This window comes from Marinobacter sp. M5B, assembly GCF_042604615.1.
GTDB lineage: Bacteria > Pseudomonadota > Gammaproteobacteria > Pseudomonadales > Oleiphilaceae > Marinobacter > Marinobacter salarius.
In genome coordinates this window covers 2,629,382-2,649,530 of record NZ_CP156894.1, presented here as the reverse complement: position 1 = coordinate 2,649,530, position 20,149 = coordinate 2,629,382, and the positions used below count along the sequence as shown (strand labels likewise).

Genomic DNA, 20,149 nt, shown 5'->3' with positions numbered 1-20,149 from the left:
ATTCAAAATAAAAAAGGAAAGATGATGAATAAACTCGCCTGCGTTACTGCAGTACTTGGCCTCACACTTGGCCTGACTTCCTCGGTCTTTGCCGATGACTTTTCGGATATGGATCCCGTCACTTTGCGCCTGGCTCACGTCGTTAACGAGCAGGATGGCTTCCACATCGCCGCTGTAAAATTCCAGGAGCTGGTCAGTAAGCGCACAGAAGGTGCGGTGACCATCGAACTTTATCCCAATGCTTCTCTCGGCGACGAGCGCACCCTACTTGAGGGTATGCAAATTGGTACCGTGGATATGGGCGTCATAACCAATGGTCCGGTCGCCAATTTCGTAGAAGAAATGGCAGTATTTGAACTGCCCTTCCTGTTTTCTTCCCCGGAAGAAGCCTATGCCGTGCTTGATGGTCCCATTGGCCAGGAGTTGCTGGACAAGTTAAGCGAAGTCAACCTCAAAGGCCTCGCATATGCGGAGCGCGGCTTCCGTAACCTCACCAACAGCGAGCGGCCGGTCAGTCATCCGGATGACATTGACGGTTTGCGCGTGCGTGTCATGGAGAATCCTGTTTACGTTGATACGTTCCGTGAGCTGGGGGCAAATGCCGTTCCCATGGCCTGGACCGAAGCGCTGACAGCAATGCAACAAGGCACTATTGATGGCCAGGAAAATCCTGTCAACGTCGTACACTCCTTTAAGCTCAATGAGACTCAGAACTATATGACGATGTCTCGGCACACCTACGCGCCGGCGATATTTGTCATGGGGATGCCAGTATGGAACCGCTTGCCGGAGGCAGCTCAAGGCGTAATCAAACAGGCGGCCCAGGAAGCTGCGGAACATGAGCGCAGCGTTAATGCTGAAATGGAGTCCAAGCAGTTGGCGGAGCTTCGAGCATCGGGGATGGAAATCGTAGAGGATCCTGAGATTGATGCCTTCCAGGCTGCCGTCGCCCCCGTCTATGAAAAGTACGGTAATCAGTTTGGTGATTACCTGGAGCGGATTCGTGAATTCCAGCAGCAATAGTTAAAGGACCCGACGACGTTATGTTGGGAATTCTGAAGAGAGTTGAACGTGCAATCGATGCCATCATGCAGCCTATGGTGTTTGCGGCGATGGTGGCATTGATCGCCGTGATCACGCTGCAGATTATATCCAGGGTTTTCTTTACAGCGGCGGGCTGGACTGAGGAGTTAGCCAGGTTCCTGCTTATCTGGATCACTTTTATGGGGGCCACCCTCGCGTTTCAGCGTGGTCGCCATATCGCTGTTACCTTCGTCGTCAATGCGCTGCCAGGCAGGCTGCGGCAAGTGACGCGTATTCTGGCTGTGGCCATTGTTTTGGGATTCATGATTGCGTTAGTGCTTGTTGGCTATCGCTATATGCAGATGCAAAGCTTCCAGACCTCGGCCTCTCTTGGCTGGTCAATGACCTACGTTTACGCGATTATCCCGGTCTGTGGAGCGCTGATGAGTTGGTATGCATTTGTTGATCTGGTTGAACTGGTGTCCGAAGGACCTGACGCCGCCGAGACTGCTTCTGATATAAGTGACCCGCCACTGTGACTGGTCTGCTGTTCCTACTTTTTTTTCTGTTCATGCTCATTGGCGTACCTATTGCCGTGTCAATCGGTGCCAGTACGATGGCAGCGCTGTTTTTTCAGGGTGTGCCACTGATGGTGGTTACCCAGCAGATGTTTCAGGGGATTAACTCCTTCGCCCTGGTTGCGGTACCTATGTTCATACTGGCCGGCGACCTCATGGCCCAAGGCAAGGTCAGTGAGAAGCTGGTCAGTTTTGCGGACTCGCTGTTTGGGTTTCTGAAAGGTGGGCTTTCTATCGTAGCCGTACTGGCAGGCATGTTCTTTGCGGCTATATCCGGCTCAGGGGCAGCCACCACGGCAGCTGTTGGCTCCAGCCTGGTGCCGGAGCTTCGTAAAAAAGGGTATGACCCGGCGGCGGCAGCCAGTTTGATTGCTGCCAGCGGCACTATTGGTGTGGTGATCCCGCCATCAGTGCCGATGATTATCTATGCTGTCATTGCTCAGCAATCGGTTTCCAAGCTGTTTTTAAATGGTTTTATTCCCGGCCTTATCATGGGTTTGGGGCTCATCGCTATTGCCATTACCCAGGGTTACCGTCGGAATTATCCGCGTGGGACAGCATTATCCCTCGCTACTATTTGGGGCACGCTCAAGAGTGCAAGCTGGGGGTTGATGACACCCGTCATTATTCTGGGTGGAATATTCTCTGGCATCTTTACACCCAGCGAAGCGGCAGTAGTGGCGGTCAATTACGCACTGTTAGTTTCATTGTTTATCTATCGCGACCTCAAGCTTCCGGATATCTATCGGATATTGATCCGCTCTGCGATTACAACCGCCGTTATCATGTTCGTCATTGCCACATCGGCCGTTCTGAGCTGGACACTATCAAGTTGGCAGGTACCCGGCGCGATTGCTGAATCGGTCCTGTCACTGTCCACTAACCCTTACATTATTATGCTACTCGTCGTCGGTATCATCCTGATAACGGGGGTGTTCATCGAAACAGCGAGTGCCCTGATAATCTTGACCCCGGTTCTGTTGCCGTTGGTCATCCAGCTAGGAATCGACCCAATCCACTTCGGTCTCATAATTGTGGTGGGACTGGCCATTGGTATGATTACGCCTCCAGTCGCAATCAACCTATATGTGGCGTCCTCTGTCACCGGTTTGCCGCTCGAGCGCATCACCCGCGCTATCATTCCCTACCTGCTTGGCTTAATCGCAGTGTTGCTTCTGGTGGTTTATGTCCCGATTTTTACAGGCATATCAGGTTAGGCAGGAATCGCTGCGTCTCAGTTGTCGTGATGAAACGGGAGTGGTAGTAGGAATCTTATTGGAAGAGCTTTGAAACAGTATCGGGAAAGAAAGACGGTATAGAGAAGGGAACTGCAAGAAACGGATCGTTAAGCAGGAATGGTAGGACCAGGCAGATTTGAACTGCCGACCTCTGCCATGTCAAGGCAGCGCTCTAACCAACTGAGCTATGGTCCTATGTCCTGCAACGGGGTGGAAATATACTGATTCCGATGGGCGTGGTCAACCTCTTTCAGGCGGTTTTCTGCTTTCTGGCCCAGCCTTTTATGGCCTTGCTGAGCACTCCCCACCGATTGATCAGCAGTGCGAGGAATATCAGGCCGCAACCGGCAAGTTGTGTGGTGGACATGGATTCGCTGAACCAGCCTGCAGCGAACAGTGCGACCCATACCGGCTCCAACACAAGGATTACAACTCCGTGGCTGTGGGTAGCCAGGCTTTGGGCATAGGTCTGCAGCAGGAAGCGGCCTGCCGTGCCTACCACGGCACTGGCAATCACCCAGCCGGCGAGAATGCCGGAGAAGTTCTCGAGAGTCGGTGTCCAGGGTTCCAGCAGCAATGACTCGGTCAAGGTGACGGTGCCTACGGTGAGCAGCGCAATGGTCGTGAGGGGCAGGGCGGGGACGCGGTGTTTTTCCACGGACTCTCCCCGGCGGTTGATCACCGTGCGCTGGTTGGCCGCGCGGGTGTTAAGGGTGAAATACAGCGCAAAGATAAACGCAGCCACCACGAAGAAAACCTGACCGATTTCGGGCCGGAATCCATTTTTGAGCGACAGCAGCGCGAGCCCGCCCACCGCGACCGGAATTGCAAACCAGGTGCTCAAAGGCTGTGCCTCCTGGAAGACAACCCGGGCAATCACAGGCACGATGACCACACCAAGGCTGGTCAGGAAGGCACCTTCACCTATGTGGGTGACGTGAAACAGCCCCATCACCCAGAAGCTCATGGCCACTCCGAACACCAGCCCCACGCCAGCACTGCGCTTGAATTGGTCCAGGCTTAGTCGTTTCAGCGAAGGCCAGGCTATGACCGCCAGTACCGAACCGGCCAACAGGAACCGAAGGGCCATGAACATCAGCGGCGGCATCAGTAATACGGCTTCCTTGGAAAATATCCAGCTAATGGCTGCCATCAGGGTGACAACCACCAGTAACAGGTCGGATTTATGAGTGTTCGAGAGGGGCATTCAAGACCGCCATAGAGTGGATAGGCTTTAGAGCGACAGCGGCGGAGTTTATCACGGGCAGGTAAGAATGGCTCTTCCATGAGCCGGTTGGTGCTCCTTCAGACGGTTGGGTCCATCTTGGTATTTTTAGTTGTTGAGTGTGTTGTAGACCAGCGTCGACATATCGGTCTGGTCCGAACCGGGTACTTCAACATATCGGTCACCGGAACCCCACCACTGCCACCAGGCGCGCTTGTTGTAGGTGCGGCTGGCGAAATCGACACGCAGCCCATTGAGGGTTGTGTCATTCACTACGGGGACGGAAATGTTGCCGGTTTCCGAGCCCAGAACGCCGCTGTGGGAAGCACCCTCGTTCATCAGGATCGGAAAGTGATTGTAGTACAGGTCCGACGGCCCGTTCTGGCTGGACACCTTGCCCGCCAGGCTCAGGTTCGAGCTACAGGAGTCGATACCGTTGCTGGTGGTGGCGCCACAGGCCGAGTGGGTTGGTACCACGCCATCATCGGTGCCGGCAATGAACGGCTTGGTAATGCCGCCGTAGGAGGAGCCGCCGGCCACAAACCGCAGGCGCGGAATACTATTGGGACTGACGGCGAGGTTGCGTGCCGTGTTGGTTTGCAGGTCATTGACCACGCCAAGGCTGCCTGGCTCAGGGGTGATGCCGGTGAAGGCACGTACCGCCTGTTTGAGTGGCCAGTTGTACCAGCTGTCGTTGTAGGCAACGTTCAGGGCCAGATCGGCCAGCTCCGTACCGCCGCCGGCACCGGAGTAGTCGATCGCAGCGAGTATTTTCAGCGGCTGCAGTCCGTCGGCCTGAAGCCAGCGTGCCTGGTTTTCCAGAAGATATCGGGTAACCAGGTCACCGGTGGAATGGGAAACCACAATGCAGAAATCGTTGCATAGCCCCTGCTGGCTGATGTCACGTAGCTGCTGATAGGCCTGCTGGGCGATGTTGCCCTCCACACGGCCATCGCTGCCCCAATCTACACGGGCGTCGGAACGGGACAGCCAGAAGGTACGCCAGTAGTCCTCGCCAGCACTTTTTACCTCATTAAGGTTGGCAGGTGGATTGGCCAGGTCTTCCTGCTGGAAGCCGTGAACCAGGATCACGTTGTGGCCCGCAAGCTGGGCGTGGGCGGTGCCGGCGAACAAGCCGCCGGCGATGGCCACCGCAAGGGCGGTCTTACAGGCACTTCTCTTTCTTGTTTTCATAAAGGCTCCGTCTTTGTTTTATTGTTGTATCAGAACTTGTCTGCCAGCCTTTGCAGCAGCGCAGCACGTTGCTCTGATTCGGGGTCACCTGCCGGGCTGTCGGTCAATCCGTCCAGGTCCGGTGGCGAAAACGAATAGCCATCATCAGGGCCATAGCCATAGTCGGTGCGGTCTCCGGGCGAGGCCGGCAGGCGACGGATCTGCAGGTTGCGCAGTTCCAGGTTACCGCTAATCTCACGATGGGCGAGCACCGAGCCATGGGCTTTGAGCTCCAGGGTGTCGGTGGTTCCGTCGAGTCGCTTCTCCGCCTGCAGCTGCGCGAGTGCGCGGCCGTTGTGGTAGAGCTGGGCAGAGAGGGCATAGAAGCCGGGGTCTTTGGCGTCGAAATGAACCGGTATGATCAGGTCGTTGTTGGTCACCCTTGGGTCGCCCAGGCCGTCAAACTCTCCCAGGACGGGCTCAATGGTCAGGGTTGAAACGTGGCGTACGGGTTTGCCATCAATGGTTGCCTCAACGATCAACCGATATTCGCCAGGCTCTGCGTCGGCCTCAATGATGCCTTCATAGTAGGGGGCACCGGCCTCGTTCTGGAGTGTAGTACTGGCAATCGCCTGGCGAGACTCGGGGGACTCCAGGGTCGCGTCCAGGCTTGGCCCTACTACCTGGGAGCCAGTAATGCTCGCTGCCACAAGAATGTCTTCTTCCTGTACGAAGCGGTATTTCTCAAGTGTGACGGTAAATTGTCCGCCCCCGTCCAGCGGCAGCTCCACAGGGTCGAAACGGTTGCCGGCGTAGGCCTTGGCCTGGTCGTCAGAGATTGGAATGGAGTAGGTCGGGTAGCGGATGTTCTGGCTGTATTGGGCTGCAGCACTGGCCAACATGAAGCCGATCGCATTCTCAGAGGGTTCCTGCTTTTCCGTGGTCGGCGATTCGGCCGGCCCGGGCTTGGAGCGGGTGGTGTCTGTTCCGGAAGGGGGCGGGCTCCTACCTTCGCTCTCACCGGTTATCCAGGAGAACCGGACTGTATTGTCGGTCGACAGTAGATATCCCAGGCCGACGGCACCGGACACAACGAACGTTAGGGCCAAGAGCAACCGCAGTGGCATCTTTGGATCCTTGTTGGAGGCATTTTATGGCGCGAACGCCATTATTTTTGTTGTTGTATTAACATAACGGGCCAAACTGACTTCGCGCAAAAAAATGGCCCGAATGTGTAACAGAATGTGTCCAGGGTGTGATGTTGTTCACACTACCTCATAACCAGCCGGACTCTTTCACAGCTTCGAGGCCGAACCTGAGGCGAACGTCATCACCCACCAGATCCTGATCAATGCCGTAGGTCATGCCCCAATTGCTGCGCTTAATGGTGGCCTCGGCGGTGATGCCGAGGGTGTAGTCCTCGTGCCCGATGGGGTAGTCGGCAGATTTGTTAAGGGTTACATCAACATCCACCGGGCGGGTTTTGCCCAGAAGGGTCAGGTCACCGGTCACAATGCCGGTGTTTTCGCCGGTGGTTTCGAAATTGGTGATCTCAAAGGTGATATCCGGGAACTTTCCACTGTTGAGAAAATCCTCGTTGCGCAGGTGGCCATCCCGTTTATCGTGATTGGTGAAGACGCTTTTGCTTTTGAACGTCAGTGTGCCGGAGGTGAGCTGTTGAGTCTCCTCGTCGTAGCCGAACTTTCCTTCCACATCCCGGAACATGCCCATTACCGGGGCATAGCCGATGTGGTTCACCTCAAACGACATCGAGAAATGCTCATCGTCGATAACGTAGGTTTCCGGCTCGGCCATGGCAACGGGGGCGGACAATGCCAGTGAGGCGGTCAGTGCAGCAGTGGATAGGAACGCTTTCATGTCTTTCTCCCTGTTTGATAAAGCCAGCGCAGGTCTGTAAAAAACGAATAACAGAGCAGTAACAGCGCGATAGCGAGTGTGGCAGTCGCGAAGCCGGTCGGCGTAATCGGCAATATGGCAACCATCAGGGTGACTATTTGCCATACGCAGACAGTTTTGCGTCGAAAGCTGTCGGGTAGTGGTCTGTCCATGAAGCGAAACCAGTGGCCAGCGATCACAAAGGCGTAACGCATCAGCCCCAATGCGAGAACCCATGGGCCGGCTTTGCCCTGGGCCAGGACCGCAACACACAGCCCGAGGATGAACAGCGCATCCAGTTCCATGTCGAATCGGGCACCGAACGCCGTTGTTGAACGGGTGGCCCTTGCGACTGCGCCATCCACGCCGTCAAGAATCAACGCCAGTAAACACAATGACCCGTACAACCACAGCCAGTTCCCTAACCCGGAAGTGAACGGCGCCAGGCTGATGAGGAGTATGACGAGGGAGGCGCGTACCAGGGTTGCCCGATTGGCCCAACCGAAGTCCTGTTCCGCAGGCCAGAAGCGAATAACAGGCACCGCAATTGCCAGGCAAAGCAACACGGCGAGCGCGTAAAAGCTGGCAGGGGGATGGAATCCGATGCCAGCGGCGGTCACCATGAGCGCCGTCAGTCCGCCGGACCAGGCAAGATCGGCAGCCAGGGGCAGGCGGAACGTGTGAGTGTGGGAATCCATCATCAAACCCCAGCGTATGATTGAGCGTGCATCCGGTCGTAACAGGGCCTTACTGAAAATATGGATGCGCCTGTATGCACTATAGCTGGCAAGGCCGCGTGTACTATAGCCTGCGTATACTATAGTGAGTTACGTGCGCTGTAAGGAAACAGACGATATGACAAACGCATTTTGGGTGACCGGGCCCGGGGAAGGGGCCATTCTCCCAGCAACCTACGATCATTGTTCGGCGACCGACGCTGACAGTCCAGCGGTGTCTGTGCGAGCGCTATACTCGGGCGTCAGTCGTGGAACCGAGTCATTGGTTTTCAACAACCGTGTGCCACCGTCGGAATACGATTCGATGCGTGCCCCGTTCCAGGAAGGCGATTTTCCCTTCCCGGTCAAATATGGTTATGCCAGCGTAGGCCGTGTTGTTTCGGGCCCCGAGGCCCTGACTGGCCAGTCGGTTTTCTGCCTGTTTCCTCATCAGGAGCACTACCAGGTTCCTGCATCCGCCGTGGTACCTCTTCCATCCGGTCTTCCGGAATCCAGGGCAGTGCTGGCCGCCAACATGGAAACCGCGGTTAACGGCTTGTGGGATGCTTCACCACGAGTGGGAGAGCGGGTCGCAGTGGTTGGCCTTGGCGTCGTTGGTCTGCTGGTTGCGTGGCTTGCCAGCCGCATACCAGGTACCCGGGTTACCGCCGTGGACACCAATCCACAGCGTAAAACGGTTGCGCACACCCTGGGGCTGGATTTCCAGACCCAATGCCGACAGGACGATCATGACTTGGTCATCCACGCCAGCGGCCACCCAACGGGTCTTGAAACCGCTCTTGCGCTGGCGGGACAGGAAGCGCGAATTATTGAGATGAGCTGGTACGGCGAGCAGCCAGTGCCGGTATCCCTGGGCCGGGCATTCCATTCCCGTCGGCTGACGATACGGTCTAGCCAGGTTGGTAACCTGCATCCTGAGCAGCGGCCACGCTGGCGCCATCGGGATCGAATGGTGCTGGCCCTGGAGCTGCTGCGGGATGATGTCCTGGACTGCCTGATCAGCGGCGAAACCACCTTCGAATCACTGCCGGAGGTTATGCCGGCACTTGCTGGAAACAGAGCTGGCGGAACGGCCTCCGACACTCTCTGCCACCGTATCGTATACCCCGACAATTGACTCCCATCATCCGTATCGAGGACCCAAAACCCATGTTCAGCCTTACCGTCAGAGACCACATGATGATCGCCCACAGCTTTAAGGGTGACATTTTCGGCCCCGCCCAGGGCCTGCATGGCGCCACCTACGTGGTTGATGTCTCCTTCGAGCGGGAAGCCCTCGACAACGACGATCTGATCGTCGATATCGGGCTGGCGTCCGAGGTGTTGTCGTCGGTGATTGCCGAGTTCAACATGAAGAACCTGGACGATATCGAGGAATTTGCCAATCGCAATACCACCACCGAATTCATGGCGATGACGGTGTTCGACCGACTGGCCGCGGCGATCCGCCAGGGCCGGCTGGGTGAAACCGGCAAAGGCCTGTGTTCGATGAAGGTCACCCTTGGCGAATCCCATATTGCCTGGGCCAGCTACCATGGCGAACTCTGAGCCATTAACGTCGGTGTTGTTCGTTGTCCCGGGGGATCCTGAACAGAAAACCGGAGGCTACCGGTACGTTCAGCATGTTGTCGCAGGGCTCAGGGATAACGGCGTGGATGCCTTTGTTTCCGGGCTCTGTGGCAGCTTCCCGGTGCCAGACCGGATGGCGGAAGCATCCATGAACAGGTTGCTTGCCGACCTTGCGGATGATTCGGTGGTGGTACTTGATGGCCTGGCCATGGGCGGGCTTCCGGACGTGATCGCCAACCATGGATCCCGTTTGCGGGTTGTGTCGCTGGTCCACCACGCCCTGGCGGATGAAACGGGGCTGCCGCAAGAGTTGCAGGATTGGCTTTTCCGGGTAGAGCGTCGGGCGCTGTCAAAGGTGGCCGGGGTCATCACGACCAGTGCCCACACCGCGCACCGACTGAATGACTACAGCGTACCGGCCACGGCCATCCGCGTGGTTGAGCCGGGCGCCGACACCATTGCCGGTATTGGCGCTGAAACCCAGCCATCAAGAGCCCAGGGCCCCACGATTCATCTGCTCTGTGTGGCCCACCTGTCGCCGCGCAAGGCACAGCACCATCTGGTTGAAGCGTTAAGTGATCTCCGGGACTGTTCATGGCACTGCACCCTGGCAGGCTCGCTGGATCGCGACGAGCGCTATGCCCACGATCTTCGCGGTATCATTGCGAACCTGGGGCTTGAACATCGGATCAGTCTTTTGGGGGAGCTGGACGACCTTGAGCTTGCCGGCGCCTATCGTAACGCTGATGTTTTTGTGCTGCCGTCCGTTTACGAAGGGTATGGAATGGTGATTGATGAGGCGATTGCCGCGGGGTTGCCGGTGATCACCACGGATGGGGGTGCCCTTTCCACCACAGGCCTGCGGCCTGGCGTCCGGCAGTATCAAGCCGGCGATGTCGCAGGGTTGCGGGCGTGCCTGGAAGACTGGCTTACTAACCCCGGCGCGCTTGGCGAGGCGGCTACCCAGGCACAGCAGGCGGCGCGCTCCCTGCGAAGCTGGCAGAGTACCGCCATTGACTTCCAACGGGCACTGGAAGACCTGCTGCCGCCACCGGACCCTACCACCTTCGACAGCGACTGGCTGGCACTGCGTGAGCCGGCAGACCACCTTGCTCGTAACAAGAGGCTGCTCTCGGAGGTGCTGGTTTGGGCGGAACAGGACTATTGTCACCCGGGCGTTCTGAGCGGTCATCACGCACCACCACTGCTGGTGGTGGATCTGGGTACCGGCACTGGCTCCAACGCCCGTTACCTTGTGCCGGCCATGACGGTACCCCAGCGCTGGGTGCTACTGGACCAGGACGAACACCTGCTTGCCCTTGCCGGAGAGAGACTGCAACACCTTGATGTCCCGCTGGAAACCCATGCCTGTCACTTGAACGCCAAGCGGCTTGCCGGGCAGATTCCGGATGGCACCCGGTTGATCACAGCTTCGGCCCTGATAGACCTGATGTCGGAAGACTGGCTAGAGGCATTGGCGGTCGCCGCCACCAGACACAAGGCCGGCGTGTTTATCGTTCTGAGTTACGCGGGGAATGTCGAGCTGTCGCCGGCAGACCAGGACGACGACTGGATACGCGAGACCGTCAACGAGCACCAGCACAACGATAAGGGGACTGGTGCCGCGCTGGGGCCATCGGCGACGAATTACCTCAAGCAACAGCTCGAATTGCGGGACTATCAGGTGTCTGTTGCTCCAAGCCCGTGGCGCCTGACGCCTGCTCAAAGTGCACTTCAGCGCGCCTTGCTTGAGGGCTGGCGTGACGCGGTGATGCAACAGTCGCCGAGCGAACGTCAGCGGGCCGAGCGCTGGTTTGGCCTGCGTCTGAAGCAGGCTGATGAGCAGAGCCTGTCAATCCGCGTGGAACATGAAGACTTGTTTGCCCGGCCAGCCAGAGACGGCGTTGCCTGACGTGCGACGCCTGCTCCGAACCCGTTACCTGCGCTGGGGTTTCACCCTGCTGTTGCTATTGGCCACTGGCTACTTCCTGGATCTGGGCGTGCTCTGGCGGGAACTGGCGCAGTTCTCATTACTGGCGTTATTGGCAGCCATGGTGGTGTCCGTTGCGCAGGTAGTGCTTTCAGCCTGGCGCTGGCGTTACACCGCCCGGCGACTTGGGTTGGTCTTGCCCATGGCTGTTGCGGTGCGGGAGTACTACCTTGCCACTTTTCTCAATCAGGTGCTTCCTGGCGGGGTGATGGGCGATGTTAATCGGGCCTGGCGTCACAGTCTCGACTCCGGTGAGCGCCTTGCGTCCGCTCATGCCGTCATGATTGAGAGAATGTCCGGGCAACTGGTGATGATGGCTGTGGCGCTGAGCCTGGGTGTTTGGCTTGTCTGGTACCGATACGGAATGCTTGAAGCCTTCTCGGAATATGGCGAACGGGCGCTGCTATTGCTGGCAGGCCTGACAGCCACAGTGGTATTGGTTACAAGTATTTGGCAGCGCGCGAAAGACTATGTCCATGCGCTGCGGCGGGACTTGCGCAAAGCCTTGTTGGAGTGGCCGGCCGTGGGTGTCCAGTTGGTGTCTTCCGCCGGTGTGGTGGCCAGTTACCTGGCCGTGTTCTCGTTGCTGGCTCTGGGCGCGGGTTATTGGAGTGACCCGCACATGGCTTTGGTTCTGACGTCTCTTTGCAGCCTTCTGCTGCTGGTCATGGCCATTCCGGTCACTGTTGCAGGCTGGGGGGTACGCGAGGGTGCTGCGGCATTGCTCTGGCCCATGGCTGGGATGCCGGCAGAGCAGGGTGTTGCACTCAGTGTCGGCTATGGGTTGGCGGTTCTGTTGTCGAGCCTTCCGGGCGTGCTGTTCGTGTTCACTCGTCGACAGTCGAACGAGTGAAATCCAGGTCAAACAGCATGTCACTGCCCAGGTCCACCATCTGGGCCTTCGGGCGCAGGGCGCTGTCGAGTTTCTTGATCTCCGGCAGTGAAAATGCCGGGCGCCCACTGCCGATGATCATGGGGGCGATCATGACATGCAGCCGGTCGAGCAGGTCCGCATTCAGGAATTCAGACACGGTAAGCCCACCGCCTTCCACAAAAATCTTGCGAAGGCCAAAGTCCGCGAGAACCGCGAGTATATGGGCAGGGTCCGTGGTGTCATTCTGCCCGAGGCAGGGCACATCTGTTACGCCGTGGCGGGGCGTCAGCTTGTCGCCGGCGTGGTAGTCCCCTGCGACGAGGCGGAGCGTAGGGGATGCTTCGTCGCTGAACAGGTGATGGCTGTCCGGAACCCGATGGTTGCGATCAATCACCACCCGGACCGGATTAATGCCGGACGTCTTGCGGACTGTCAGCCTGGGATTGTCGGTGGATGCGGTTCCGGCGCCGACAATGACCGCTTCCGACACAGCCCGCAAGCGGTGCAGGTGGGTAATGCCATCCTCGCCATTGATGAACTTGGAAGCGCCGGTCACCGTGGCGATACGTCCGTCCAGACTCTGCCCCATCTGGCCGACAACCCGCGAGCGCGTGCCTTGAGCAACCGGGCAGCACAGAGGCAGGAAAACTGACAGCAGGTTGCGTGCGTCGAGCTCTGCTGGCAGTCGAAGTTCCCATTCGCCGTTCTGGCCTATATCCAGTGCTGGCTTGTCACTGCCCGGCAATGAGAGTGTCACATTGCTGCGGTTCACTGCGTCCAGTACCAGCTCCCATGCGGTGTTCTTATCCAGTGCTTTTGCCGCCATACCAAGTTATTTCCGTTGCTTATGGATTCATTATAGGTAGATTGTGTGTAAAGCTATATGTACGTTACATTTCCGGTTTGATTCACCGAAAGTGCCATCAGGCCACAAGACTAACCACGGCAGAGAACACTCCTATGCGGTACCTGCAAACCTTTAACCGCCGCCTGCGGCAGATTCGGGAAGCCGGGCAGTTGTCGTGCGGGGACGTGGCAGAAATGTGCGGAGTGGACGAGGCGCGGGTGGTGAGTTGGGAATCGACTGATGCGAGGCAGCGGGCATGGCCGGGTGTCACCGAGTTACTGGATTTTTGCCTGAAGACGGAAACCCCACTGGAAGACCTGCTGGATCTGGACGACGCCGGGGACACCGGCCAGTTGGAGTTGCCAGGCCTGGCGTTCAGCCAGGGCGATGACCTGTCAACGGCCCTGAAAGAACTGGAGCGTGAAATCAGCCGGATTCAACTTTCAGAGGAGGAAATGGAACTGCTGCGCCGGTTCCGGAAAACCTCCGGCGAAAACCGGCGCATGATCCTGCAAATCCTCGGCAAATAGGCGCCTATTTACCTTTCTTGTAGATGTTTTCGTAAACGTAGTTGGTCGCTTCCACAAACCCGTCAATACTGCCGCAATCAAACCGGCGGCCCTTGAATTTATACGCCAGCACACAGCCGTTCTTCGCCTGTTCCAGCAGCGCATCCGTTATCTGAACTTCACCGTTCTTGCCGGGCGCCGTGCGCTCGATGATGTCAAAAATATCGGGCGTGAGGATATAGCGACCGATAATCGCAAGGTTGCTGGGGGCGTTCTCCGGCGATGGTTTTTCGACCATGTCGGTGATGCGATAGAGGCCGTCTTTCATCGACTCGCCCGCTATGACGCCATATTTGTGGGTCTCGTCTTCCGGTACTTCCTCAATGGCAACGATGGAGCAGCGGAACTGGTTGTAAAGTTTAACCATCTGGGCGAGTACGCCTTCTTCGGCGCCGTCAGCCACGCAGAAGTCGTCCGCCAGTACAACCGCGAATGGGTTGTCGCCAACAAGGTTGCGACCGGTGAGAATGGCGTGACCGAGACCTTTCATTTCGTTCTGGCGGGTAAAGGCGAACGAGTTATTGTCGATCAGCTCCCGGATGGAGGTAAGCAGGTCTTCCTTGCCCGAGCCGGCAATCTGGTGCTCAAGCTCATAGCTGATGTCGAAGTGATCCTCGATGGCCCTTTTACCACGACCGGTAACGAAACCGAACTCGTGAACCCCCGCTTCTGCAGCTTCCTCCACACCGTATTGAACAAGGGGCTTGTTCACAATGGGCAGGATTTCCTTGGGCATGGCTTTGGTGGCTGGCAGGAAGCGGGTGCCGTAGCCGGCAACAGGGAAGAGACACTTCTTGATCATAACGTTCGTCCTTATTTCGTTTCGGTCACGGCCTGTTTGAAGTCAGTCGTCCGTGTAGGCTGACTCACGAATTGTGCCAAGTGTAACCAAGTTAGTGACCCAAATGGAGGCCTCGGTAGCGAAATGTAGAATTTGGTAATAAGTGGCACCAGTTCTCAATACCTCCGGCCTATTGAAATCTATAGAAAAAACTTTCAGAGGTCTTTGTAATCATCTGTTTTCTATGAAGATTAACTTTGTAAATTTTGGCAACCAGTGATGGATTTAAGGGCGTTAATGCAATACATTCCGCAGTGACGATTTTTTAAGAATAACCGGTATTCGCAGCGACAGGCGGCCGGCGCTCACTGGCAGGATCAGAAACATTGAGACATTCCCTGTTGTTCGCACTGATTTGGTGCGTTCTCAGCCAACCTTTGTACGCGGAATCATCGGGTTCCTGGTTGCGTAATGGCTGGAAACCCTACGCCGATAATTTTGAGGGCACCGTGAATGCGTTCCGCGATGAGCGTGAACACTGGCTAAGATCCCGATTGAAGTTTTCCGGCAAAACCTCCCTGAACAGCGACGGAATGGACGGGGACATCGGTGTGTCTGCTGACAGCCTGGTCGGTAGCAGCGATGCAATCGGGTTTCATTATCGCGATGCCCGGTCCCACAAGAACCGCTCGGACGTCAACGCCACCTCGTTTCGCTACCGCTTTCCGGCCGGCGCCAACCAAGTAACCGTGGAAACCGGAAGTTCTTACTACAGCCACGCCGTTACCAGTGGTGACAGGCGCTACAATGCCAGTGGCGAATCCAGTGTTGTGGGTGTCGGGGCCAGTCGGCCGCTGTTTTCACGGTTTGGTCTGGCGTTTGATGGTGTTGCCCACCATACCGGTCGAGGCAGTCGCGCTATGGAGAAGGGGAGCCTGGTATCGGAGAGCCGCTACGAGTTGTCCTCAGTCGGTCTCAAGGCGCAGGGCGGTCATGAGCTTTGGGATGGTTTGCAGGCCAGCACCGGTCTTCTGGCGGTGAGCGGTCGCGAGTACAGTTCGACCGATTATCGGTTGCAGGACGATGTTGGTCGCGAAGACGCCTTCTATAAAGTGGCGATGTCCGCTTCGCTGGAACAGGAGCTCTATCGGTGGCGCTGGCGGATTCACGGACGCTACCAGTTCGCTGATGAAGATCTTCCGGTGTCGGAGTATCTGACCGTCGCAGGCCCCTCCATGATCGCTGGTTTTAACGGGCAATCCGTATCGGTTGTTCGGGGTGGCTGGTTGCGCCTGGATACCGCCAGCCCCTCCTGGCAGATGCCGTTTATGGACGGTGTGCTTTCCAGCGTGAATTTTGCGGTGTTGCACGGCTGGGTTCCATACTCTGAGACCCAGTCCGACCGCCACGGCCGGGCCTCTGCTGGCCAGGTGTCGTTGAAGTTCGAGGGCCGGGCTTTCACAGCGAATGTCAGCGTCGGCCGTATGATTCGTGCTTCCACGATGGCCATGACGATGCCCGAACGCCCGGACGTTCGGTTTTCCCTCACCATGGGTATCTGATTGCTTACTAACGACGTTCTAGCTCCCTCCTGAAGCCTCTCGGGCCCCCTGCGGCCAACCTGCCTTACGAAGATGTCACTTGAGACGGCGCCGGTCGCAAGTGCTACATTAAAAAGTCGATGGACATTTTTGAGGTAGGAGCTACATGCATTCAGGGAAACGATGGCTGATCGGCCTGATATTGCCGGGGCTGCTCTACGCCCATGCGGCGGGGGCGCTTGAGTTCAGGGAAATAGTGGACAAGGCCAAAGCAAGGGCTGAAGGTGAGTATCAGCCACCACCTCCGGTGCCCGGCTTTCTCAGGAACCTGAGCTACCGAGCCTACCAATCCATCCGCTTCAATCCACAATCCAGCCTTTGGCGGGAAGGGCGCTCCCGTTTCCAGGTGATGATGGTGCCACCGGGGAGCTATTACACCCACACCGTCAAGTTGAATGAAGTGGATGCCGACGGTGTAAAACCCATCCCGTTTGATAAATCCGGGTTCAGCTTCCCGGACCCGGAACTCGCCAAAAGGGTTCCCGCGGACCTGGGCTATGCGGGCTTCAAACTCACGTACCCGATGGGCCGTGGCGACGAACAGAATCAATTTCTGGTCTTCGCCGGCGCAAGCTACTTCCGGGGCGTGGGTGCCGACAATCACTTTGGCCTGTCGGCGCGGGGTATAGCGATAGACACCGGACTGCCCTCCGGAGAGGAGGTGCCATCGTTTGTTGAATTCTGGCTTGAGCGGCCGGGAGGTGGCAGTGAACGTATGCGGGTTTACGGCCTGTTGGACGGCCCTAGCGTCGCCGGTGCCTACCGTTTCGATATCCAGCCTGGCAAAACCACACGTATCGATGTCACTGCTGAGTTGTTCTACCGCAACCCGGTGGATCAACCGGGCCTGGCGCCACTGACGTCGATGTTCTACTACGGCGAAAATACTGCCAGGCCCCGGGGTGAATGGCGGCCCCAGGTGCACGACTCAAGCGGACTGCTGATTCATGACCAGGGCGCGGGCGAATGGTTGTGGCGCCCTCTGACGAACCCATCGCGCCTCCGGCTCAGCTACCTTCAGGTTGATCGCCTGGCTGGCTTCGGTTTGATGCAGCGGGATACCCAGTTTGACCAGTTTGAGGATGCCGAGGCTCGATATGACAAACGGCCCAGTGCGTGGGTTGCGCCAAGGCAGGGATGGTCGAACGGCGAGGTCGTGCTGGTTGAAATCCCCACCAACGCGGAAACCAACGACAACATCGTTGCCTTCTGGAAACCGAAGGAGCCAGTAAAGCAGGGTGACCATCGGGCGTTTGCCTACAGCCTTCGTTTTGGCGACAAGGACGTATCCGGGCAGGACACCGGGCGTGCGCTGCAAACGTTTGTTGGAGATGGCAATCGTCCCGGAGGCGGCACGGAAGAGGGGGCCTACCGAATCATTGTTGATTTTGCAGGAGGGCCGCTGGACGATCTCAAGCCTAATGCAGCCATCGTCAGCAAGGTCAGTGAGGGCAGCGGAAACAGCGATGCCGTTGAGATCATAGAGCATTTCGTTGAGTACGTTGAGGCTGATGGCACCTGGCGACTGTCGATGCTGGTGCGCCCCGTCGGTGAAAAGGCTCCGGTGCTCCGAGGACAACTCCTGCTTGATAATGAGCCACTGACCGAGACCTGGACCTATTCCATCGGCCCCGATTCCGGGCTTGGTCAGAAACAGTAGAGCGGAGATTTGTTCATGCCGGAAACCTTATGCCAGCAGGCGATCGAGAGGGTCATGACCTATCTGCGCGACGATGGCGTGGAACTGGACGCGGAAACCTGTCGACAGGTGTTGCGTTTGGTTGACGGTGCCATGACAGAAGGTGATGGGCCAGACTTGCCCGCCCGGTGTATTGAGCTCGTGCCGGACTACTTCAACCTGCCGGGAATGGACATCCCGGCGCCCATTCCACCCCTCATGCGCGGCCACCTGGGGTACTACCCCCATGACTGAGGTCGTTAATGCAGCCCCAATCGAGCGTTCGGGAACCTGGCGACGTACCGCCACAGTGCGTCGTTTTTTCCTGACACTGTTTGTGGTTGGGCAAACCGTTGTTGCCAGTTACTTCCTGCTCTGGATTCTGCCGTATCACGGCGGCACATGGGTGGAGCTCGGCCTGCTTGCGCTTTTCATCCTCCTTTATATGTGGATTGCAGTGGGGTTCTGGACGGCCGTGTTTGGCTTTGTGCTCAGGCTGGTAGGGGGCGATCGCCACAGTCTTCTCAAGCGCCATCCGGAGTCGGAACTGGAAAACACGGCGTTGGCCAAAACCGCCATCGTTATGCCGATCTACCATGAGCCGGTGCAATGGACACTCAGTGGGTTGAAGGCTGTCTATCAGGATATTGAGCGGACCGGGCACCTGGACCGCTTTGAGTTTCATATCATCTCCGACAGCAGGGACCCGAACGTCTGGCTACAGGAACAGGCCGAGTGGCATCGGTTGTGCGAAGAGTTGGGGGCCGAGGGGCGGCTGTTCTATCGTCGACGGCGCGTCAATCTCAATTTCAAAAGCGGCAACGTTGCGGACTTTTTGCGGCGTTGGGGCCGTCGTTACCGCTATATGGTTGTTCTGGATGCCGACAGCCTGCTGAGCGCGGGAACCATCGTGAAAATGGTGCAACTGATGGAGCGGGAACCCAACGTGGGTATTTTGCAGACCGCACCCACCATTATCAACGGTGAGTCGCTCTTTGCCAGAGTGCAGCAGTTCGCGAATCGCCTTTACTCGTCGTTGTTTGCCACCGGTCTGGCAGCCATACAGATGGGAGACGCCGCTTTCTGGGGCCACAACGCCATTCTGCGTGTCGAGCCATTCATGGCGCACTGCGGTCTTCGCAAACTACGGGGCTTCGGGCTTTTTCGCGGGCCCATCATGAGTCACGATTTTGTGGAAGCGGCCTACATGGGGCGCGCTGGTTATGAGGTGTGGCTTGAGCCTGAGCTTGGCAACAGTTTTGAAGAATCACCGCCCACCATTTCGGATGAGCTCTCCCGGGACAATCGCTGGTCCAGGGGCAACCTCCAGCATCTTTGGATCCTGCTGTTCGGGCGGAAGTTGCGCCTGGCCCACCGGATGGCGCTGCTGAACGGCATCATGGCGTACCTTGCGTCGCCGCTCTGGTTGGCGTTTCTGATTCTGACGACCGTTGAAGCCGTGCAAATGACCGTCGCCAGCATCAATTACTTCCCAGAAGGGCACCAGGGGCTATTCCCCCTATGGCCGGAATGGCGGCCGGAATGGGCTATCGGGCTTGCGTTGAGCACTCTATCGCTGCTGTTCCTGCCAAAGTTTCTTGCCATCTTTGATGCTGTAATCCACGGCCTTGTGCGGGGCTTCGGAGGTGTCTGGCGGCTATTTCTGAGTGTGATGCTGGAAATCGTTGTGTCCGTGCTGCTGGCTCCGGTCAGGATGATGGCCCACAGCCGATATGTTCTTGGCGCTCTTCTCAACGTCTCTTTGTCCTGGGCAGGGCAGAACCGTACCGAAGAAACGACATGGCGGGACGCTTTTCTGACCCAGTTTCCCGGCATGCTCGTGGGCGCTGGCTGGTCCGCCTTCGCCTGGAGCCTGGACCCCATGTTTTTCCTCTGGTCCCTGCCCGTAGCGGTGCCGCTTGTGTTGGCAGCCCCGACATCGGTGGTGCTCAGCCGTGTAGGGCTGGGGCGGGCCTTCCGAAAAAAAGGATTACTGGTGATACCGGAAGAACTTACACCAGTCGCGGTATTGAACGACGCCAGACGCGCAAGGGCCGAGAGTGATGAGATTCCGGTGATTACCGCTGTGGAGGCCGCCGTGATACGGCCGCGACTGAACCAGCTTCATCTCACTTTGGCGCGCGCCGATCGCCAACCCAGAAGGGCGGAGTTGCTGGCGCCATTGGTACGGCGGCTCGCTGACAAAGGGCCGGAGTCATTGTCCCGGAACGAACTCAGCCAAGTGTTCCGTGACCGCACGGCACTGGCGGAACTGCACCAGCTTGCCTGGCGTTCATCGCCGGACAGTTTCTGGGGACGGCGAATATCCAGTCTGGGCAAGACAAAACCTGAAGAGTAAAGGCTTCAATA

Annotated in this window: 19 protein-coding genes and 1 tRNA gene; 12 read left to right on the top strand and 8 right to left on the bottom strand. The window is 57.6% G+C overall.

The features are described 5' to 3' along the window. The first annotated feature begins 21 nt into the window (after positions 1 to 21). Genes AAGD24_RS11970 through AAGD24_RS11960 form a run of 3 tightly spaced genes read left to right on the top strand, consistent with a single transcriptional unit; the run spans position 22 to position 2,818 of the window. Positions 22 to 1,023, top strand: coding sequence for a TRAP transporter substrate-binding protein (locus AAGD24_RS11970; protein WP_273623500.1), 1,002 nt, complete (start codon positions 22 to 24; stop codon positions 1,021 to 1,023). A gap of 20 nt (positions 1,024 to 1,043) precedes the next feature. Beyond that, positions 1,044 to 1,562 (top strand): TRAP transporter small permease, encoded by a 519-nt coding sequence (locus AAGD24_RS11965; protein ID WP_075196196.1) that lies wholly within the window; start codon positions 1,044 to 1,046, stop codon positions 1,560 to 1,562. Continuing rightward, complete coding sequence (locus AAGD24_RS11960) at positions 1,559 to 2,818, top strand: TRAP transporter large permease (RefSeq protein ID WP_085680255.1); 1,260 nt, start codon at positions 1,559 to 1,561, stop codon at positions 2,816 to 2,818. The genes AAGD24_RS11965 and AAGD24_RS11960 overlap by 4 nt, the downstream gene beginning before the upstream one ends. Before the next feature lie 139 nt (positions 2,819 to 2,957). Here the strand turns inward: AAGD24_RS11960 and AAGD24_RS11955 are convergent. From AAGD24_RS11955 to AAGD24_RS11930, 6 genes are all read right to left on the bottom strand, one after another. Beyond that, positions 2,958 to 3,034: transfer RNA gene (locus AAGD24_RS11955), tRNA-Val, on the bottom strand. Between the two features lie 55 nt (positions 3,035 to 3,089). Then, complete coding sequence (locus AAGD24_RS11950; RefSeq protein WP_379865241.1) at positions 3,090 to 4,046, bottom strand: DMT family transporter; 957 nt, start codon at positions 4,044 to 4,046, stop codon at positions 3,090 to 3,092. A 126-nt stretch (positions 4,047 to 4,172) separates the two neighbouring features. Further along, positions 4,173 to 5,258, bottom strand: a complete 1,086-nt coding sequence (locus AAGD24_RS11945; protein WP_379865239.1) for a hypothetical protein — start codon at positions 5,256 to 5,258, stop codon at positions 4,173 to 4,175. Positions 5,259 to 5,287: 29 nt separating this feature from the next. Next, positions 5,288 to 6,364, bottom strand: a complete 1,077-nt coding sequence (locus AAGD24_RS11940; protein WP_379865237.1) for a hypothetical protein — start codon at positions 6,362 to 6,364, stop codon at positions 5,288 to 5,290. Positions 6,365 to 6,512: 148 nt separating this feature from the next. Beyond that, the gene (locus tag AAGD24_RS11935; RefSeq protein ID WP_075196134.1) at positions 6,513 to 7,115 is read right to left on the bottom strand and encodes a YceI family protein; all 603 of its coding nucleotides are present in this window, start codon (positions 7,113 to 7,115) and stop codon (positions 6,513 to 6,515) included. After that, the gene (locus tag AAGD24_RS11930; RefSeq protein WP_075196133.1) at positions 7,112 to 7,834 is read right to left on the bottom strand and encodes a CDP-alcohol phosphatidyltransferase family protein; all 723 of its coding nucleotides are present in this window, start codon (positions 7,832 to 7,834) and stop codon (positions 7,112 to 7,114) included. Before AAGD24_RS11930 ends, AAGD24_RS11935 begins: the two co-directional genes overlap by 4 nt. Before the next feature lie 154 nt (positions 7,835 to 7,988). On the opposite strand from AAGD24_RS11930, the gene AAGD24_RS11925 reads away from it, so the two are divergent. From AAGD24_RS11925 to AAGD24_RS11910, 4 genes are read left to right on the top strand one after another with little or no spacing between them, the layout of a single operon-like run. Beyond that, on the top strand, positions 7,989 to 8,987 hold the full coding sequence (locus tag AAGD24_RS11925) for a zinc-binding alcohol dehydrogenase (RefSeq protein WP_379865234.1): 999 nt from the start codon (positions 7,989 to 7,991) through the stop codon (positions 8,985 to 8,987). Positions 8,988 to 9,019: 32 nt separating this feature from the next. Next, positions 9,020 to 9,418: a 6-carboxytetrahydropterin synthase gene (locus tag AAGD24_RS11920; RefSeq protein ID WP_036205386.1), complete on the top strand. Its 399-nt coding sequence runs from the start codon at positions 9,020 to 9,022 to the stop codon at positions 9,416 to 9,418. After that, entirely contained in the window at positions 9,405 to 11,351 is a 1,947-nt protein-coding gene (locus AAGD24_RS11915; protein WP_379865232.1) for a glycosyltransferase, read from the top strand. Before AAGD24_RS11920 ends, AAGD24_RS11915 begins: the two co-directional genes overlap by 14 nt. Before the next feature lies 1 nt (position 11,352). Continuing rightward, positions 11,353 to 12,282: a lysylphosphatidylglycerol synthase transmembrane domain-containing protein gene (locus tag AAGD24_RS11910; protein WP_379867340.1), complete on the top strand. Its 930-nt coding sequence runs from the start codon at positions 11,353 to 11,355 to the stop codon at positions 12,280 to 12,282. Here the strand turns inward: AAGD24_RS11910 and AAGD24_RS11905 are convergent. Next, the gene (locus tag AAGD24_RS11905) at positions 12,257 to 13,129 is read right to left on the bottom strand and encodes a RibD family protein (RefSeq protein ID WP_379865230.1); all 873 of its coding nucleotides are present in this window, start codon (positions 13,127 to 13,129) and stop codon (positions 12,257 to 12,259) included. The genes AAGD24_RS11910 and AAGD24_RS11905 overlap by 26 nt on opposite strands. Before the next feature lie 134 nt (positions 13,130 to 13,263). On the opposite strand from AAGD24_RS11905, the gene AAGD24_RS11900 reads away from it, so the two are divergent. Beyond that, on the top strand, positions 13,264 to 13,680 hold the full coding sequence (locus tag AAGD24_RS11900; protein WP_036205391.1) for a helix-turn-helix domain-containing protein: 417 nt from the start codon (positions 13,264 to 13,266) through the stop codon (positions 13,678 to 13,680). 4 nt (positions 13,681 to 13,684) lie between these two features. On the opposite strand, the gene galU is transcribed toward AAGD24_RS11900, so the two are convergent. Continuing rightward, positions 13,685 to 14,521, bottom strand: a complete 837-nt coding sequence (gene galU, locus AAGD24_RS11895; RefSeq protein ID WP_036205392.1) for a UTP--glucose-1-phosphate uridylyltransferase GalU — start codon at positions 14,519 to 14,521, stop codon at positions 13,685 to 13,687. Positions 14,522 to 14,886: 365 nt separating this feature from the next. On the opposite strand from galU, the gene AAGD24_RS11890 reads away from it, so the two are divergent. From AAGD24_RS11890 to mdoH, 4 genes are all read left to right on the top strand, one after another. Further along, positions 14,887 to 16,062 (top strand): ShlB/FhaC/HecB family hemolysin secretion/activation protein, encoded by a 1,176-nt coding sequence (locus tag AAGD24_RS11890; protein WP_379865228.1) that lies wholly within the window; start codon positions 14,887 to 14,889, stop codon positions 16,060 to 16,062. 145 nt (positions 16,063 to 16,207) lie between these two features. Further along, positions 16,208 to 17,761: a glucan biosynthesis protein G gene (locus AAGD24_RS11885; RefSeq protein ID WP_379865226.1), complete on the top strand. Its 1,554-nt coding sequence runs from the start codon at positions 16,208 to 16,210 to the stop codon at positions 17,759 to 17,761. Between the two features lie 15 nt (positions 17,762 to 17,776). Beyond that, positions 17,777 to 18,034 carry a hypothetical protein gene (locus tag AAGD24_RS11880; RefSeq protein WP_036205395.1) on the top strand — a complete coding sequence of 86 codons (258 nt, stop codon included), beginning with the start codon at positions 17,777 to 17,779 and terminating at the stop codon, positions 18,032 to 18,034. Beyond that, complete coding sequence (gene mdoH, locus AAGD24_RS11875) at positions 18,027 to 20,138, top strand: glucans biosynthesis glucosyltransferase MdoH (RefSeq protein ID WP_379865224.1); 2,112 nt, start codon at positions 18,027 to 18,029, stop codon at positions 20,136 to 20,138. The genes AAGD24_RS11880 and mdoH overlap by 8 nt, the downstream gene beginning before the upstream one ends. The last annotated feature ends 11 nt before the right edge of the window (positions 20,139 to 20,149 follow it).

Coding starts and splice junctions, on each gene's coding strand:
- AAGD24_RS11950 (WP_379865241.1), bottom strand. CDS start 4,046: ATGCCCCTCTCGAACACTCATAAATCCGACCTGTTACTGGTGGTTGTC.
- AAGD24_RS11900 (WP_036205391.1), top strand. CDS start 13,264: ATGCGGTACCTGCAAACCTTTAACCGCCGCCTGCGGCAGATTCGGGAA.
- AAGD24_RS11935 (WP_075196134.1), bottom strand. CDS start 7,115: ATGAAAGCGTTCCTATCCACTGCTGCACTGACCGCCTCACTGGCATTG.
- AAGD24_RS11920 (WP_036205386.1), top strand. CDS start 9,020: ATGTTCAGCCTTACCGTCAGAGACCACATGATGATCGCCCACAGCTTT.
- AAGD24_RS11970 (WP_273623500.1), top strand. CDS start 22: ATGATGAATAAACTCGCCTGCGTTACTGCAGTACTTGGCCTCACACTT.
- AAGD24_RS11885 (WP_379865226.1), top strand. CDS start 16,208: ATGCATTCAGGGAAACGATGGCTGATCGGCCTGATATTGCCGGGGCTG.
- AAGD24_RS11930 (WP_075196133.1), bottom strand. CDS start 7,834: ATGATGGATTCCCACACTCACACGTTCCGCCTGCCCCTGGCTGCCGAT.
- mdoH (WP_379865224.1), top strand. CDS start 18,027: ATGACTGAGGTCGTTAATGCAGCCCCAATCGAGCGTTCGGGAACCTGG.
- AAGD24_RS11915 (WP_379865232.1), top strand. CDS start 9,405: ATGGCGAACTCTGAGCCATTAACGTCGGTGTTGTTCGTTGTCCCGGGG.
- AAGD24_RS11905 (WP_379865230.1), bottom strand. CDS start 13,129: ATGGCGGCAAAAGCACTGGATAAGAACACCGCATGGGAGCTGGTACTG.
- AAGD24_RS11965 (WP_075196196.1), top strand. CDS start 1,044: ATGTTGGGAATTCTGAAGAGAGTTGAACGTGCAATCGATGCCATCATG.
- AAGD24_RS11925 (WP_379865234.1), top strand. CDS start 7,989: ATGACAAACGCATTTTGGGTGACCGGGCCCGGGGAAGGGGCCATTCTC.
- AAGD24_RS11880 (WP_036205395.1), top strand. CDS start 17,777: ATGCCGGAAACCTTATGCCAGCAGGCGATCGAGAGGGTCATGACCTAT.
- AAGD24_RS11945 (WP_379865239.1), bottom strand. CDS start 5,258: ATGAAAACAAGAAAGAGAAGTGCCTGTAAGACCGCCCTTGCGGTGGCC.
- galU (WP_036205392.1), bottom strand. CDS start 14,521: ATGATCAAGAAGTGTCTCTTCCCTGTTGCCGGCTACGGCACCCGCTTC.
- AAGD24_RS11940 (WP_379865237.1), bottom strand. CDS start 6,364: ATGCCACTGCGGTTGCTCTTGGCCCTAACGTTCGTTGTGTCCGGTGCC.